Raw genomic sequence first — 18,412 nt, forward strand, 5'->3', positions numbered from 1 at the left:
GGGTTGAGCTACCAATCGGCCCCGAATTCCAGGTGGGATTCGTTTGGTTTTCGATCAACTGTCCGTCCCGATACCAACGTAAAACTATTTCCTGTAGTAGTTTCTACTTTTAACACAACTTGCGCGTTTTCACACAGCGAGTAGAATGGCTTGTCTACCGATACCTGTGGAGCCGGTGTATAGGTAAATTCAAGCGATGTTGCTGACAACAGTTCATTGCTGCAGCCGGTATATCCCGTACGGATTACCAGATTATTTACACCCGTTTGCAAGGCATCAACAGGCACGGTAAGCGTGATGTTCCCATCATCACCCGACATGATTTCAGATAACGCGGTTTCGTCATCAACAAGCGAAGCATAATAGAACACACCTTCCTGCGTGTTGCTGAGTTGAATAGATGCTGTTTGACCACACATACATCACCTATTGTGGCAATGGCATCCTTATGCAGTTCAGGACGATAAATGGTAAGTGTGAATCTTTCGGCACCATAGCTTGCGGCATCTGAGGTAACTGCAAAACTGTAAGAATCATTACCGGTGAGCGATAGTGTATTGCCGGTGAAATGATCGGTAAGCTCAATGGTGCCAACGCCTACCAGGTTCTCTATGTTTTCAAAAGCGAGTAAGTACGTTCCGGGTGTTACATCATCAATACTCAACCGAACGATTTTCTCACAGAAGCTGCTTGAAATGTTATTATACGTTAGCTTGGCATCTTCTGAAGACAAGGTGCTGAGGTTCAAAACCTGATTTTTCAATTTCATGCCGTCAACACCAGGCTCATAGGAATCCACATACGCATCGCCAATAATAATATACGCTTCATCTTCTCGCGTACCATTGGAGAGCACAATGGTGATGCTGCCAGAAGCAGCTTCACTTTCTCGGAAAAACGTTGACGTGTTGGTGCGCTTTGCCTTTTCATGTATGGTTAATGTTGGGTTGCTTGTAACAGTCTGCACCCAAAATGCCTGCCCTGGAGCAATGATTCCATCAGTTAATGTTCCAGTGTTCGTGTTGGCATTCCAGGTTTTGAATTGCAACCCTTGAGGGTCGGTATTGTCCGGAACATGTACAACCGGTGAAAGCCCGCTCTTAGTCCAGTCGCTTACCAGATTATTCCAGGAGATGGCCGAAGCATACGGATTACCCACCAGGTTCCAGCCATCGCCACCATTTTGGGTGCTACCTGTACCCGGTGTTAAAGTGTAAGGTACACTTCCCTGGTAGGGTTGGCCCGTCATGGTAAGGGTAAGCGGACTGTTACCATTGTAGTTGAATATGGAATAGCCGCGACCTCTCTCAAAGGTTACCGAGTTGTCGGTACCTGTATGAGGGTAGTTCTTATACCCATTGTCGTTTTCTACATAATAAAACATGGAAGGGTTAGGTGAATTGGGACTGCTACCGGTAAACGGCCCGGTAATAGGCATGTGTAACTGCCAGTTGGCTACGGTCATATTAGCTACCGATGACGACATATACCGGTATTTCCGGGCTATACTCACCCAGCGTTCAACCTTGGCGTTCCCGGTGATGCTTCCGTTGCCTTCAATCTCTTGCAGGTAAGCAGTTTTTGTATCCGTAGAGACAAGAGTTACGTTAGCAGGTTCTAAAATATCACTACCACTTGCGTTAAATTCACCTGCCTTTATTTTCAACCCATCTGTAATCCGTAACGGTGTTTGAATATTCAGTTTGCCGGTGCTGGTGAAATTAGAGGTAACCATACCGGCTGTATTCAATACATTATCAATGTGCAGGTTTGAGTTTTGAGCGCTGCTGCTGTTTAGCGTTAAGTTACTGCCGTTAATGGCCAGCCTGCCGGTTTGGCCACCAGCGTTTATACTCGCGGCATTTTTCATTACCAGGTGGTTGTTGCCCAGATTCAGGGTGCTGCCGTTGGCTAATGCCAGCCCACCACCATTGGGTGAACCCATGTTAATCGTTACTGCACTGCCGCCATTCACCACATTTGCCGTGGTACTGGCAGCGGTTGAAATGCGAAACAAATCCAGTGTGCCATTTACGGTTAGCGTTTGTGTACCGGCTTTTGCCAAGGTTAAATCCAGTGCATTATCGGTGGCTACTACGCCCGGTGTGCCTGCCAAGGTAATATCACCGTGTACCGTTACCCGAGAAGCATTACCGGGAACACCTTTTAAGGCAATACCATTGGTTGCAGTAAGGTTACCCATAATGGTAATGTCACCGGCTTCAAAATTTTTATTACCCGTTCCGGTAAGGTTTACATTACCGTACGTGCCGGCAGGGATGTAGTTATAGGTATTGAAGTAAACGGTACTGGTGGGTGACACACTTAAAAACTCAGGAGCAGTGGCGTGGTTTAAGTTAACCACGGCAGTCCCTTGCACTTCTAATTTGGCAGAGATAGAACTATTCACTGTGAAGGTAGTGCCACTTGGAATAATAACTTTTGAAATACTTCCGCCAATATTGAGCGCTACCCCACCGAGGTCTGTTGAAGTGCGGTTAGCTACCATGTAATACTGACCGTTATAAGTTAAATCAGGTGGATTAACTCCAATTGGGTTAGAACCGTCAGGGTTTATACCCCAGGTGCCAGCATTACCCAGAGCACCAGTGGCTTTTGAAAAATACATCTGCCCCACATTGGTGGTAACGGCCAACACTGAAGAGGCAGCAGATTTATTTTCCGAGGCATCAAACGCTTTAACAGTAAAGTTATACAGCGTGCCGGGCTCAAGACCGGTAGCCATATAACTGGTGACTGTTGTAGTATCCACTGGAATATTGTTGACTAGGATTTCATATCCGGTAACTGCTACGTTATCGGTAGACTCAGCCCAATTGAATACCACATTTGAAAACGTTTTGCTGACTAAGGTAAGGTTGATAGGAATGGATGGAGCGATGGCGTCTGAGTCTGTAGTGGCACTGACTGCTGAACTTAATGGAGAAGAGGCTCCATTACTCGTATCTATCGTTCTTAGTTTGTAGAAGTATGTAGTACCAGGTTCCGTAGTTTCATCGGTAAAAGCCAAGCCAATTGCTCGAGCAACAATGCTATAGTCTCCATCAAAAGCTATGGCGCGGTATACTTCAAACTCGTGAGCAGGTGATACACCATATGCCCAGGTTAAATCAATGCTTGTCATCCCGGATCCTAATGCGATTATATTAGACGGTGGAACAAGAGGATCAGGTAATGTATATGTTCCGGATTTCAGCATTGAATTAGGAATGGGCATCCATGAGGTATAACTACTTGAACCTGTTCTTCTCCGGTACTGAACCTGAAGCGATTGCCCACCTGTATATTCATTGAACAGCACTACAATCCTATGGTAACCAACAGGAGCTAATACGTTAGTGCTATTTGCATCAGTCTCACGCCATTGCTGGCCATGTAATCCGTCATTGTTAACTACTCGGAATTGAGTTACATCATTTGGGTTGAATCCTCCAATGAATAACATACTTCCATCATCTGAATTCGTACGAAACTGGTAGTTGTCATTGAATCCTGCAGTTGTAATATTTATGTACCCGTCAAACTTTATCTTGTAAAATTCTTCTTGTGTTGCAATTCCTTTAACCCCGTTTGCATCAACAGGGTAAGTAATTGGACTAGCATTGAAATTGGCAATTTTACCTGTAAATTCTGCGGTAACCCAATCAATAGGAGGGTTATCTGGAGGGATGGAACCACCACCAGTTGTTGATGCAGAAATCACTGGATCTAATGATTTCCACGCACCAGTGGAGTGCTCATAATATAGACCATCAATAAAGGTTGTACCAATTACCTGATTACTCGGTGGTGATAAGTTACCTGCCAGATCTTCAGTTTGCACAGTAATCGGGTAGGCATTGTTAATCGGTAAACCGCTAATGGTATAGCTAGTAGTCGGTGATGAGGTATATACTGAATTACTTCCGTAATTCACCTTGTACCGGTTTACACCATTATCGTCACTGCCTGCATCCCATGAAAGAGAAATTGAGTTAATGGAGTTAAATATCACCTCAACATTTTGTGGAGGGGTTGGTAAAGTGGTTTCTCCCGGAGTAATCACCACTAGATTCGTATTCAGGTCATCGCTTGGAACGTGGTTCGATCGGGCTGTATTGCTGACAGCTCGCAATTTATAGTGGTAGGTGGTGTTTGGTGCCAATTGTGTATCAAGGTATCCTACTGCATCTTCTGTTGTGAGTGCGATAAATGAAAATGTAGTTTCGCCTGCTTTTCTTCTCCAGATTTCAAAACCAACTTCGCTAGGAGAGTTATCATTCCAGGATAAAAAAATACTGGAAGGCGATTTTGCTGATCCGGTAAAATTACTAGGTAATGGAATATCTAAAGGTGAATTAAAGGTAATAAATACCGGAGTAGATTGTAAACTCTCGCAACCACTGATATCAGCTGTTCGTAAGGTATACGTTCCAGCATCAAGGTTATCGATTTTTCTCAATAATAATGATAGGGTATCCTGCACACCAGTGTAATTGTCATCAAACGTATTTGCATTTGTTACCAGGCTACCATTCTTGTACCAATAATATTTTGTATTCTTCTCACTGGATTTTAATATCACTGTTCGTTGACTAGGATCGTTGATTGTTGGAAAAATGGTTGACCCTAAAGCCTCAATAACTGGTTTGTCTGGAGCACTTTCTGTTACTACCACAGGGTCGGACCACCTGTTCCAATCGTTCAGTCCCGGGTTGAGTACTCGGCTAAAACGTGCCCTGTATGTGCCGGGTAAGCTGGCAGAGTAACTATGTGAATTAGCTCCTGGTATCAGTTCACCATCCTTTTCCCACTGATAGGCTCTGAAGCCCTGAGCAAGAATCAGTTCTGCAGATGCGCCTGAAGTGCTACAGACAGTTGGGTTATTAAATTTAACATGGATGTTTGCCTTATCTTTTTTCATCATCCAGCTAAAGAAATCAGGTTCATTATAGGCGTTATTCCATACTCCATGCCCTAATGTAGGATATAGTGTGTACCGTACATCCATTCCGTTGTTACGGAAATCAAGTACACGGGCCTCTGTTTGCCATGGCCATGGGTTTCTGTCTGTCCCCCCTTGGAAAGTCCAAATTGGTATACTTGCAATGTATGGGTGCATTTTATATTCATTGGTTTCTGCACCATTCACAGCTGACATAGGTAATGCTCCAGCAAATAGCCAAGGTGCACATCGGATTATCCTGTATACTCCCGCACCACCGTCCGAAAGGCCATGGATGTAGATTTTGTTTGGGTTAATGTTATAGGTTAGAATGAGTAACCTTATAATTCTAACAACATTTTCATCAGGACTATCCCAGTGTGCCCATCCGTTTAAGTTTTGGGGAAATAGTACAAAACCTGGGAAGGCACGAGCTGGCATGTTCGGATCGTCCGGGGGCATACCTGCAGGTGTAGTAGTTCGCACAGCTGTTTGGTGAACAGCTCCACCGTGTGTCATGCTATGGTCGTTGTTAAGTAATGAATTATTGTTCCAGGCAGCAGCGGGATTATTTGCATTTGGATTCCAGTTTTTGTTATTATGATAGCAGTTATTATCCCAACAATTTCCACGCTCCCCAAAACCATGTATCATTACTATCATCGGATAACCTCCTTCTACATCAGGATTGGTTGCATAATTTCGTGGGAATAATAAACGGTAATTCATTTGGAATATGTCTCCTTGCCACTGCCCCACAGAACGCAATTGACCCTGAGTGTAATTCGTAGAGTTGAATCCAGCCATTGGGTGATAGGTGTTTGTTAGTGGCCCAGTGCTACTCGTCCTTCGGAAACTGAAGGTCGAGCCTTCGGTTAAATAATATTGACGTCCTGGGTCGTTAGGGTAATCTGCTGCAAGACGAATATCTATGTTAATGAAAGTACCAGATGTTCCTGGCCCAGGGCCTCTCGTTCCATCATTTTTGTAGTGGAAGTACTCCCAAGTTGGATCAATCTGTGCTTTTGAGGTATTGTAAAAGCATGCAAGAACGGCAATAAGAAGGGGCAGTTTAGCCGGTAATTTCATAGACTAAGGTGGTTGATTAAAGCTACCTACTAATATCCGACAAAGGTCGTAAAAGTGACAACCCAAGGCGTAATATTTAACATTAAATTTTAGCAATAATTCAAGGTTTTGCCCTAAAAAACAGGGTTTAAGTCGGGCATGATACAGAAATGGGTATTTTTAAGCCTGAAAACGCCACGTACCTTTTTGTTCTTCCGTGCCAAATGTAACTCCGGTAGTTTGTGCAAGGGGTAGTTCTGTTGAACAATAGTTAATTAATGACTCAAAAAGACACCGTTTTGATGAAAATCAATAAAATACCCGCCTAAAAAGGCTGAAAAAATCTACCTTAGCTGCCCAAATTAAGTGTTCCCAGATTTTTTTAAGTATTCCACTATCTATGTCTTTTTTTAAAAATCCTGCCTGGATTAAACCTGAGATACTAGCCTACAACACCCTGGATGAGGTACCCCAGTCGTTGTTGGATGAAATAAAACAAAAGCTCAGCCAGTTGGTTAGCCAGCAGCCGGAGGTTTCCATTGTTATTCCGGTATGGAACGAAGAATTGAATATCGTGAAGGCGCTCTCCACACTGGTACAAACCAAAACCAACATACCGTTGGAAATTATCGTGGTGAACAATAACTCAACAGACAGAACGCAGCAGGTACTGGATAGCCTGAACGTAACCTCGTACATGGAAAAAAAGCAGGGCATTGGCCCTGCCCGCCAACTGGGGCAAGTAAATGCAAAAGGAACGTATATTCTGATGGCCGATGCTGACTGTTTTTATCCATCGGGCTGGGTTGAAAATATGATGCGCGTATTGAAGAAGAAAAACGTAGCATGCGTTTACGGAAGGCATTCTTTTTTGGGTTCAAAGAAGAACCCGCGCTGGCAATTTTTTTTCTATGAAAGATTGCGGGACATACTGGTAGAATTCAGGCACTTTAAACGGCCTTATTTGAATTCATTGGGTATGTCAATGGGCTATGTGAGGCAGTTTGGTGTGGATGCCGGCTTTATTGATCACATGAACGCCTGGGGCGAGGACGGCCGGTTTTGCTATGAGTTGATGCGCTATGGAAAAGTTAAGATGGTGCGGGGTTTTAATAATAGGGTGTGGACAACCACCCGAACCCTGGATAAGGAGGGCAGTTTTCTCCGGTCGCTTATCGTCAGGGTTTTGCTTGAGTTAACGCGGTTTACCGGATATTTCAGAAAGATCAAACCACATGATGCCAAGTCATCTAAAAATCCACCCTCATTCCTTTTCCGGTTTAAATTTTTTAAAAGTTACAAGGAAACTCATAAGTATTGATGGCCTTACCAATTTGACGCAAACTGAGATTCCTTTCTGTTGTATGATTAGTAGTCGTTTATTAATTTATGTCCACTCAACAACCTGTTATAAGTGTTTTCATGTTGGCGTATAACCATGAGCCTTATATCGCTCAGGCTATACAAAGCATTCTGGATCAAAAAACTGATTTGGAATATGAATTGGTGATCGGTGAAGATTGCTCCACCGATAATACACGTGCGGTCATTAACAACTTTAAGGAAAAATATCCTGATAAAATCAGGGTCATTGAAAATACGACCAATGTCGGCATGCATGAAAATTTCCTGCGAACACTTTTTAGTTGTCGCGGAAAATATTTGTGCTTATGTGAGGGGGATGACTATTGGGTTAATCCTGATAAATTGAATCTTCAGTACCAGTTTCTGGAGTCAAACCCTGATTACGTTTTAGTGTGCGGTAACCACAAGAAATTTATACAAAACAGTAATGAGTTTGATAAAGGTAACCCGCCTTCTGTGAAGGATCATGACATCAAATTCGAGAAGCTCATCAGGTTTAACTGCATCACCACCGCAACCATCATGTTTCGAAATGTATTGAAGCGTGAAGATTTTACACCGGATTTCTTTTCGATCATTAGCTGTGACTGGTATATGTACATGAAGTTACTGAATCATGGTAAAATACGATACCTGAGCCATACATTTGCCGTGTACAGAATTAACGAGGGTAGCATTAATGGACGAAGTACCCGGTTGGCCATTGCCCAAAAGGAGATGAAATTTATGGAGTTGGTAAAAACAGGAAGCCTGGTTAACCTGGATAGCAGTAGGATGCAACACCTCCATAAATCGATTCAGCTTAAATACTACGATATTGCCCAAGGGGAGGCCCTGAACGGAAACCGAAGAGCAGCCTTTAAATTGAGCACACAGACATTTAGAAATAATCCGTTAAGCCTAACAGGTCTTAATGATTTTTTTAAAACGACCCTTCGCATCATAAGCCCTGATTTTTTTCAAAAGATTCGCAATGTAAAGCGAGCCTTAAGGAATATGTAGTGGTTTCAGGTTTGGAGACTACGCTGCAAATATTTTAAAAGAGCAAAAAGTTATCTAATTTTCGAATTGCAATATGATTCCCGTGACCAAGCCCTTTCTTCCCCCTAAAGAAGAATATGAAAAATACCTGGATGGAATTTGGCAGCGCAACTGGCTGACTAATAATGGTCCGCTGGTAAATGAGTTGGAGTTAAAACTAAAGGAATACCTGAAGGTTAATCACCTGCTTTTTTTAACGAATGGAACAATAGCCATTCAGATTGCCATTAAAGCACTGGATTTAAAAGGTGAAATCATCACTACCCCCTTTTCCTATGTGGCCACTACTAGCAGCATAGTGTGGGAAGGCTGCAAGCCTGTGTTTGTTGATATAGATAAGAATTCACTCAACATCGATCCTAAAAAGGTTGAAGCGGCCATAACCGCCAACACTACGGCAATTCTGGCTACGCATGTTTATGGCAACCCATGTGACATTGACGCGCTGCAGGCCATTGCAACAAAGTATAACTTAAAAGTGATTTACGATGCGGCCCACGCGTTTGGCACGCTCTACAAGGGTAAGTCGGTTTTTGAATTTGGAGATGTCAGTACCGCGAGTTTCCATGCCACCAAGCTTTTTCATACCATCGAAGGAGGAGGGGTGGTTACGAATTCAGCGGAGTTGCTGAAGCGCATGGCCTACATGCGCAACTTCGGACACGATGGTCCTGAAAGATTTGCGGAGGTGGGCATTAACGGAAAGAATTCCGAGTACCATGCCGCTATGGGGCTGGTTAATCTTTCGCACATTGATGCTATTCGCCAGGCGCGAAAAGTACAAAGCGAATATTATGACAAGGTGCTGAAGAACCTGAAGTGTCAGAAGCCAACCATTACGAAGGAGGCTACGTTTAACTATGCATACTATGCGGTAGTGTTACCAACAGAGGAAATTGCCGTGCGGATGGTGGAGGAGTTAAATCGGAATTTGATTTACCCACGCAGGTACTTTTTCCCTTCACTTGATGAATTGCCGTATTTGGAAAGAGCGGAATTACCCATAACCCGATCGGTTTGCAACCGGGTGTTGTGCCTGCCGCTATACCATACGCTTACCTTCGAGGAAATTGATTTTGTTGCACGCATCATGTTACGGGTTCAAAATAATTGATCGTGTTAGTAGCCGGAGCCAACAGACATGCCAAAGAAGTACTTGAATTGCTGTATGTGCAGAATCAACTGGATGATCTGCGATTTTTTGATGATATTACTACGAATGGCCCTGACTTATTTTACGAACGATTTCCGATAGTTAAGCACGTAGATGATGCCCACACCATTTTCAAAACGGATAATCGGTTTGTTTTGGGATTGGGAGGTACAAAATCGAGGGCTTTGGTAGCAGAAAAATTATTGAAAGCAGGTGGAAGCCTTCATTCAGTTATTGCTGAATCTGCACGCATAGGTCATTTTGCGATAACGGTGGGTAGGGGAGTGAACATTATGGAGTTTGTGCTAATCAGTAACAGTGTTGTTATCGGTGAGGGGAGTCTCATTAACGCATTTTCGGCCATTCACCATGATGTTTCGGTAGGTTCCTACTGCGAAATTTCACCACGGGCAACATTACTAGGGGGTGCTTCAATAGGGAATTTCAGTAGTGTGGGTAGCGGAGCCATTGTTCTTCCTAACATACAGGTTGGAAGCCATGTGATTATTGGAGCGGGTAGTGTGGTAACGCATGATATTCCGGACAACTGTACCGTAGTTGGGGTGCCTGGTAAAGTGATCAAAAAAGTCCTTCCAACCAATCCGTAGAATTTACAATTTACAATTTACAATGAGTGAGGCCCTTCATTGAAACAAGATCAATAAATTTTTAATCGGTTACATGAAAAATTCAAAGAACATACTCTTATTCTTTATTGCTTTTCTTATTCTCCTGTGGAATCCATTAACGTTCTATATCTATTACTCAAGTTATAATATATACGAATCGAGGATATTACATGTAATTTTTTGGATGATCCCAATTCTTGGATTTTTAACTTTCTTCTATGTGAAAAGATTGAAAAGTATATCCGAGCGATTGGAGAACATCATTTTTAGCAGCTCCTTTATTGGAATAGCATTTGCCTTTCTGATATTCATTAATTTTTTAATTGGATTGTTTGCCGGCTCAGACGATAAGGAAAATGAAGGTTTAATTTTTAAGCCTAATTCGGTAGCAGCTTATGCAACTGTTGAGTTTAATTACCGGGCGGAGATCAATGGTTTAGGGTTGCGCAACAGAGAGATTGAAATTAAAAAGGGTGAGGGTACGTATAGAATTTTGTGTTTTGGAGACAGTTGGACCTTTGGGTGGGGAGTTGACTTGGAATACAGTTGGCCCATGCAACTGGAGAATTATCTTAAAGAAAACGGATATACCAACGTTGAAGTTATTAACTGTGGACAAGGCGGTCAGTTTACATCAACGTATAAAGAATTTGTATCGAAGGCGGTGCCATTATTAAAACCCGATTTGGTTTTGGTTGGTGTACTTCAGCTTGACGATCTGGCACAATTGTTTGAACATAAACTAACAGAATCCAAAGGAGATATTAGGAGTTCTAAGTATATGCTGAAGTCTTTTCTATCCGCCTCGTTCGGTAATTACCTTACTTTGTTCAACAGAAATGGCGATCAAGTGGTGGATATCAAGGCTGAATGGGAGCACAGTAACAGGGGCTTGATTGACGACTTCAGCGGTCTTCGTCAGTTACGTTTCGGTACTTTATCAGATACTATTCAGACTTTATTCAGAACTGGAAATTTGAATCCAGGCTTATTAAATAACTATATCGATTTTCCTGATCGCGTAATTATTTTTAATAACCCTGATCATCCGGTAACGCAAGAGGCAATTCGGACTATGAGTTCTGATTTTGAAAAAATGAAGGAGGTATGTGCCTCAAATGATGCGGAGTTAATGTTCATCAATCTGCCCATGAATTACTTCACGGGTCATATCGTTGAGAGAATGCCTTCTGATATACTGAATGATTATTTTATAGAAAATAATCGAATTGATTCTATTTATTCATCCATTGCCAGCACTAATCAAATTCCGTATTTGGAACTGACATCCCATTTTAAAAGCCTTGCAGACAAAAGAAAATACTTTTTTAAATTTGACGGACATCCAAATCAGGATGGATATCATGAAATAGCAGATCAGATAGGTATGTACCTGATCAATAATCAATACATCAAATAGTGTCTTACAAAGCTAAGGACAGAACATAACCGAATTCAGTTTAAATGGTTTATTCTTTTACATAGAGAATCCAGGCATCTCTAAAATAAAATCTGCTTTTGCTTCGATATTCATCCCTGATTCTCCTCGCTTCGTCCATAGTTGCAAATGTCCCCACGTGCACATAATTGTAATTTCGTAGAGCAGAGTATGTGACGGTAGCTGGGTAGCCATCAGCTTTTAGTTGAGATGCGTATTTATTTGCATTCGGACTATACTTAAATGTTCCAACAATCACATAATATCCAGGAGGCAGATCTGATTTTTCTTCTACCACTTTAGGCTCTTCTGTTTTGGGTTGTGGAGTAGCCCTAGGTTGTTCTGTAGGCACTTCTTGTTTAGGTTGTTCAATTGGAAGCTCTTGTTTAGGCTGTTCAACAGGAGTTTCCTGTTTTGGTTCTACTGCAACAGGCTCCTGTACATCCGGCTTTTCAGTTTTTTCAATTACTTCCTCCTGTTTGGCTGTTTCTTCTGTTGGTACCGATTCTGTAGTTTGGGTAGTTCGTGCTGGTCGACTTACCTGTTTTTTGCCCAGTCGAAGGCCTACGTGAAATTCGTGAGATCCGGTACCAAAGCCGTCTACTACATCGGGCGCAAATTCGTATGCATAGCTAACCCTTAGTTTCTCCTTAAGAAAGAATCCAAGAAAGGCGGCTGGTCCATAATCTTGCCGGTAAGAACCACCTATCCATAACAGGTTATCAATCTTTATTACACCAAGTATTTCAAATTGATTTTCTTTTATTTCGTTTGTTCTGAATAAAAAGTAAGGTTCAAAAGCAAACCGGTCACTTAGTTTTAAATTGTAGCTAATGGAAGAGAAGGTATTTTTCAAGGCATCAAACTCAGGTGAATTGAAAGCATCCTCTGAAATAACTTTGGTGGCAAATAAACTTGGTAATGCAAAACCTATTTTCAGATTATTAAATTGGTAGTGCATACCAAATTGTCCTACCAGATTCGAGGTATTTGAATTGGTCAGTGATGGATCGGTTGGATCGTCAACCCGGCTTAAGTCAACTTGGCTCATGGAATAACCTGTGGATAAACCAAAGCCGATTTTATGGTTAACCTCAGTGCTACTACCTAAATAGATTTGGTATCCAAAAGATGCAAGAGCGGTATTGGTTTGAAGCACACCTGCTCTATCATTATTAACATTAATACCCCATCCCATCTTATAATTAATGGGCATCTGTAGGTTCGCTGAAATTGTAGTAGGTGCCCCTTCAAATTGAGTCCATTGCTTACGGAAATTCAGGTTTAATTCACTGTACCCATTTGGAGCAATAAACGAAGGGTTTAGTAAATAGGGGTTAAGAAAGTAATGATTATAGTTCAGGTTTTGCTGAGCTTCAACACGGCTCGTAAAAGTCTGAAAAAGGATGAGAAGAATGAGGGGTCTTATAAATGTCATGTCAGATCTATCGGATTAAGGTCACTGATCCATTTATTGGTTTTTTATCGGGGCAACGAATAACGTAAAAATAAACACCTTGTGGAAGCAATGACCCATTAAAAGTACCATTCCATTCAGAAGTATAGCCTTTTGCTGAATACACTTTTTGGCCTTGACGGTTAAATACCTCCACCGTACAATCGTCAATCAGATCAGCATTGGCAATTTTCCAAGTTTCGGTTTCAACTTCTCCCTTGCCATCTGGAGAAAACGTATTTCTTGGCTTTACTATCGGATCCTCTTCGCGTACCAAAAGATTTACTACATCGCTTGCTGATAAGCCTTCACCATCGGTAACGCTTACCGTAAATTGATACGATCCTGGTAGAAGATCAGTGAGATCAAGAAACAGGGTATCATTTGGGTCAATTGTTACCAAATCTCCAGCGGTTTGAGTCCACAGATAAGAGGAAATTATTCCATCTGGATCAGAAGCATCGGCTGTAATTTTAATTGAGTTTTCCGGAAGTTGGATTGTACGATCCCCCCCAGCATCTACAACAGGAGGTAAATTTGATAGAGGTTCAGGGAAAACACTAACGGACACATTATCAGAATTTTCAAGTCCTTCATTATCAGTTGCTGTAAGTTGAAAAACATAGTTTCCCTCAACTAAATTACTCAATGACAAAGTTGTAGTTGTGTTACCGCTCATGGTTACTGCAGGTCCTGAAAGTTTTGTCCAAAGAACAGAGGCAACTGAGCCATCATCGGATGCTGATCCGGTTAATGTAGCTGTATTATTAGGTAAAACAACTGTCACGTTGTTACCAGCATCAACAGTTGGCGGAAGATTAGCTGTTGCTGGTAATACGGTAACTGTAACTTGCCCTGAACCCGTAGCACCAAGATTATCCGTTACGGTTAATCTGAATTCGTAAGTACCTTCCAGCATATTGGTAACTGTTAAAGATGCAGTTGTTTCGTTGGAAAGTGTAGAGGAGGGGCCGCTCAATTTTGTCCAACTATAAGCTTCAATTGTTCCATCAGGATCGCTTCCGCTTCCATTAAGAATTATACTATTTGTAGGGAGCTTTATTGTCTGATTTGATCCAGGATTTGCAAACGGTGGCTGGTTGACTGTCGCGGCATTTACAGTAACCTGGGCTTCATCAGAAGCTGTTGATCCATCATCGTCCGTTGCGGCTAATCTGAACCGATAAACACCTTCAACAAGATTATTTACGGTAAGCAACGTACTTGTGGTATTTACCAAGGCAGCAGCTGAAGGCCCACTAACTTGTGTCCACGCGCGACTAACTATTGTTCCATCCGGGTCGCTTGTGCTACCTGAAAGTTGGATTGTATTGATTGGAAGAAAAATTGTCCTGTCCGGTCCTGCACTAACAATTGGGGATTGATTTATCGTTGCAGGATTTACAGTAATTGTCATGTCATCACTTGCCAAAGCGCCATCATTGTCGGTTACAGATAACCTGAATACATAAATACCCTCAAGGAGATTTGAAACCGAGAGGGTTGGGTTATTTGCTCCGCTCATTGTAACACTTGGTCCTGAAACTTTCTCCCATAAGTAAGAAGCAATAGAGCCATCAGCATCACTTCCTGAGCCGTTAATATTAGCACTGTTTGTAGGTAGTGTAATAGTTAAATTTGGTCCAGCATTTGAAACTGGTAACTGGTTTGCAGTTGCTGCATTGACAGTAACTGTTACATCATCGTTGTTGGTTGCTCCTAAATCATCCGTTACCGTTAATCTGAAAACATATGCACCCTCAATCAAATCTGAAAGAGAGAGTGTGGCTGTTGTTTCATTGGTAAGTGTGGCTGTTGGGCCACTTAATTTTAACCATTGATAAGAGGTAACAATTCCATCAGCATCGCTACCAGAACCAAAGATGGTTATGCTATTTGTAGGTAGCGTTATGATTTGATCGGCTCCGGCAAATGCCTGTGGTGGTTGATTAACAGCAGCAGGTAATACAGTTATTGTAGTTTCTGCAAAGGCGGTTAAACCAAGATTATCGGTTACCGTTAATCTAAAAACGTAAACTCCCTCTACCAAATTGCTTACGGAAGCAGTTGGAAAACTACCATTGGTAATGGTTGCTGTTGGACCGCTCATCTTTGTCCATAAATATGAGGCGATGGTGCCATCCGGATCTGATCCGGAACCTACCAGATTTGTTGAATTAACAGGAAGTGTCAAGGTTTGATTTGTTCCTGCGTTAGGCACTGGAGGCTGGTTAGTCGCTGCAGGATTAACAGTTAATGTTACATTGCTGGATCCTGTTGCACCATTGTTATCCGTAACCGTTAAACGAAAAATGTAAGTTCCTTCCGATGATACTTGTACCGTAAGGGTAGGGGTATTTGCATTTGAGAGTGTGGCTGCCAATCCGCTGATTTGTACCCAGGCATAACTTACGATTGTTCCATCCGGGTCTGTTCCTGAGCCTGTAAAGTTGGTTGAATTGGTAGGTAGGGTTATAGATTTATTTGGTCCCGCATTTGCAACAGGTGATTGATTTGTTGCGGCTTGTACCACAACATCGACTTCATCAAAGGCGGTTGCTCCATCATTATCGGTAACGGTAATCCGAAATGTATAGGTACCCTGAATCAGGTTGCTTGCTGTTAAAGAGGTAGTCGTGGCGCCACTTAACGTTGGGCTTGCAGGACCAGAAACATAAATCCATAGATAAGAATTTACTGTTCCATCCGCATCAGATGCTACAGCGGTAAGATTAACTGTTGATGTAGGTAATGTAATGACTTGGTCTGCAGGTGCATTAACAACAGGTGGTTGGTTAGCCGCAAAAATGACTACACTAATGTCATCACTTGCAGTGGCGCCTAAATTATCGGTTACAGTAATGCGAAATACATACGTTCCCTCCTGTAAATCGTTGATTAGGAAATTAGCAGTAGTATTTCCGGTACCGGAGAAAGATGGACCGCTGAGTTTTTGCCACTCATAAGATGCAATAGACCCATCTGGGTCGCTTGCTGTGGCCTGAAGGGTGGTGCTGTTGTTTGGCAAGGTAAGGTTCACATCGGCACCAGCATTAACAACTGGGGATTGATTTGTGGCCGCAGGTAAAACAGTTAAATTCATTTGATCTGTGCCAGTGGCTCCTTGGTTATCAGTAACGGTTAACCTGAACACATAGCTGCCTTCTACAAGATTTGACGCAGTAAGATTCGCAGTAGTTTCATTGGCGATTGTTGCTGCCGGACCACTTTGCTTTATCCAGGCATATGACACAATCGAGCCATCAGAATCAGATCCGGAACCATTTATTACGATTGAATTTGTAGGTAAGGTGATGGATTGATCGGCTCCGGCATTTGCCGTAGGCGGATTGTTAACTGGAGCAGCGTTCACTGTCACATTAACATTAGCAAAACCCGTTGCCCCATCATCATCTGTAACTGTAAGTCTGAATGTATACAAACCTTGTATCAAGTTGCCTACGCTTACAGTTGAGGAAGTTGCATTGGTTAGTGTAGCCGTATTAGGTCCGTTAACTTGAGTCCATAAATATGAAGCGATAGAACCATCCGGGTCAGAACCGGATCCGGTAATATTGGTTGAGTTCGTAGGAAGTGTTAACGTAATATTGGAGCCGGCATTTGCTGTAGGTGATTGATTGGATCCTACTACAGTCACAGTTGCCTCCTGACTTCCAGATGCGCCATTATTGTCGGTAGCGGTAAGTCGTACAACATAGATGCCCTCAACCAGGTTTGACATGGTGAGGTTTTGCGTATTGGCATTGGTCAGTGTAGCAGAGGGGCCACTAATTTTTTCCCATAAGAATGCTGCAACCCAACCATCCACATCACTACCCCATCCATTTAGATTTACAGAGTTTGTGGGTAAGAAAATAGTTTTATTTCCACCTGTTTCAGCGGTGGGTGGCTGATTGACTGCAACGGTAACGTTTACATCATCAGATGCAGAAGCACCAACGTTATCAGTAACGGTAAGTCTGAAAACATAACTTCCCTGAACAAGGTTGCTTAAACTGAGCGTGGCAGTTGTGGCGCCAGCAAGTGTAGCAGATGGGCCACTTACTTTTATCCATAGATAAGAGGCAATGGAACCGTCTGGATCAGATCCGCTTCCGACAAGGTTAAGTGAATTTGATGGCAAGGTTAATATCTTATCAGTACCAGCATTGGCAATCGGATTTTGATTGCTACCTAAAACAGTTACCTTAATGTCATCAAAAGCACTCTGTCCGCCACTATTTGTGGCGGTTAGTCTGAATGTGTAAACACCCACTACCATACCGGATAGAGATAAATTTGGTGTGCTTGCATTGTTCATGGTAACTGCGGGGCCATTAACTTTCGTCCAGCTATATGAAGTGATTGTTCCGGTTGTGGTTGAAGCTACTCCATTTAAGGTTGTAGAAGTTGTTGGTAATGCAATTGTTTTGTCGGCACCTGCACTGACTGAAATTCCCTGTTTAACCTGTTGCATCATCCATTCATAGACATTGGGTGTGTGTAGTGAATTATCCGTGCGATAGGCATAATTCCAGGCATCATGCCAGACTCCGTTATATATTGTATAAATGGGTGCCGGAATAATTGCCGGATTACACGCATTTATCGCGTTGATCATATTGGTAGTCCTTGAAATGGGTACCACAGTATCAGTATCTCCATGCGATGCCCATATTGGAATATTATTTTGTGCATATGTGCATGCCCATCCTGTGCTATTATACCCTCCACAGACAGGAACCAAGGCTGCAACCTTTTGCGGGAAGTTGTATGTGTACTCCCATGCACCTCCACCTCCAAGACTTAAACCTGTGATGTAAATCCGTGAGGGATCAACGCGCAAATAGCTTCTAACGTGTTCAACTACCTCATCCATGTACCATACTGGCCAAGTTCCATAATTACTTTTCAATTGCGGAGAAATCAGAATAAATGGAAACTGGTATCCCTCAACGACATATCTAGGAGGGCCATTATAGGCTACTTTGGGAAGATCTGTTGTTCCATTACCTCTTTCACCAATACCATGAAAGAAGATTACTATAGGGTAATTATTAGAGTTTGAATTGTAATCAGGCGGAAGATATTCATAGTATCCAATCTGGCTTGTTGGGGTTAATTTCGCAGTCTGATTTTGGCTGTGTGCGAGTAGAGTCAACAGGTTCAGAATAAAAAAAAGAGCCTGGAATTTTGAGGTATTAAGGATCTGACGCATAATGGGGCGGTTTTAATATAAGTTTATATACTAAAACAGGTAAGTAGGTAATTCTTCCGGTTTGATGTCAAATCTATCTTTTCTGATAGACTAAAGCTA

General features: G+C 42.3%; 9 protein-coding genes. 5 read left to right on the plus strand and 4 right to left on the minus strand.

Going from position 1 to position 18,412, the window contains the following annotated elements; genetic code table 11:
• Nucleotides 1-8 precede the first annotated feature (8 nt).
• Together QY309_05690 and QY309_05695 are read right to left on the minus strand one after the other, a co-directional pair.
• Nucleotides 9-320, minus strand: coding sequence for a hypothetical protein (locus QY309_05690; protein WKZ60974.1), 312 nt, complete (start codon nt 318-320; stop codon nt 9-11).
• Nucleotides 257-6,034, minus strand: a complete 5,778-nt coding sequence (locus tag QY309_05695; GenBank protein ID WKZ60975.1) for a hypothetical protein — start codon at nt 6,032-6,034, stop codon at nt 257-259. The genes QY309_05690 and QY309_05695 overlap by 64 nt, the downstream gene beginning before the upstream one ends.
• A 379-nt stretch (nt 6,035-6,413) precedes the next feature.
• Here QY309_05695 and QY309_05700 point away from each other — a divergent pair, with 379 nt between their 5' ends.
• The 5 genes from QY309_05700 (at nt 6,414) to QY309_05720 (ending at nt 11,621) form a co-directional block, all read left to right on the plus strand.
• A complete protein-coding gene (locus QY309_05700) occupies nt 6,414-7,334 on the plus strand; it encodes a glycosyltransferase family 2 protein (protein WKZ60976.1) in 921 nt (306 codons plus the stop codon).
• Nucleotides 7,335-7,402: 68 nt separating this feature from the next.
• Entirely contained in the window at nt 7,403-8,380 is a 978-nt protein-coding gene (locus QY309_05705) for a glycosyltransferase (protein ID WKZ60977.1), read from the plus strand.
• A 73-nt stretch (nt 8,381-8,453) separates the two neighbouring features.
• Entirely contained in the window at nt 8,454-9,533 is a 1,080-nt protein-coding gene (locus QY309_05710; GenBank protein WKZ60978.1) for a DegT/DnrJ/EryC1/StrS family aminotransferase, read from the plus strand.
• 2 nt (nt 9,534-9,535) lie between these two features.
• Nucleotides 9,536-10,180, plus strand: coding sequence for an acetyltransferase (locus tag QY309_05715; GenBank protein WKZ60979.1), 645 nt, complete (start codon nt 9,536-9,538; stop codon nt 10,178-10,180).
• A gap of 241 nt (nt 10,181-10,421) precedes the next feature.
• On the plus strand, nt 10,422-11,621 hold the full coding sequence (locus tag QY309_05720; GenBank protein ID WKZ60980.1) for an SGNH/GDSL hydrolase family protein: 1,200 nt from the start codon (nt 10,422-10,424) through the stop codon (nt 11,619-11,621).
• Nucleotides 11,622-11,670: 49 nt separating this feature from the next.
• On the opposite strand, the gene QY309_05725 is transcribed toward QY309_05720, so the two are convergent.
• On the minus strand, nt 11,671-13,077 hold the full coding sequence (locus tag QY309_05725) for a PorP/SprF family type IX secretion system membrane protein (GenBank protein ID WKZ60981.1): 1,407 nt from the start codon (nt 13,075-13,077) through the stop codon (nt 11,671-11,673).
• A 7-nt stretch (nt 13,078-13,084) separates the two neighbouring features.
• Entirely contained in the window at nt 13,085-18,313 is a 5,229-nt protein-coding gene (locus QY309_05730) for a PKD domain-containing protein (GenBank protein ID WKZ60982.1), read from the minus strand.
• Nucleotides 18,314-18,412 lie beyond the last annotated feature (99 nt).

The organism is Cyclobacteriaceae bacterium (assembly GCA_030584025.1).
Lineage (GTDB): Bacteria > Bacteroidota > Bacteroidia > Cytophagales > Cyclobacteriaceae > UBA2336.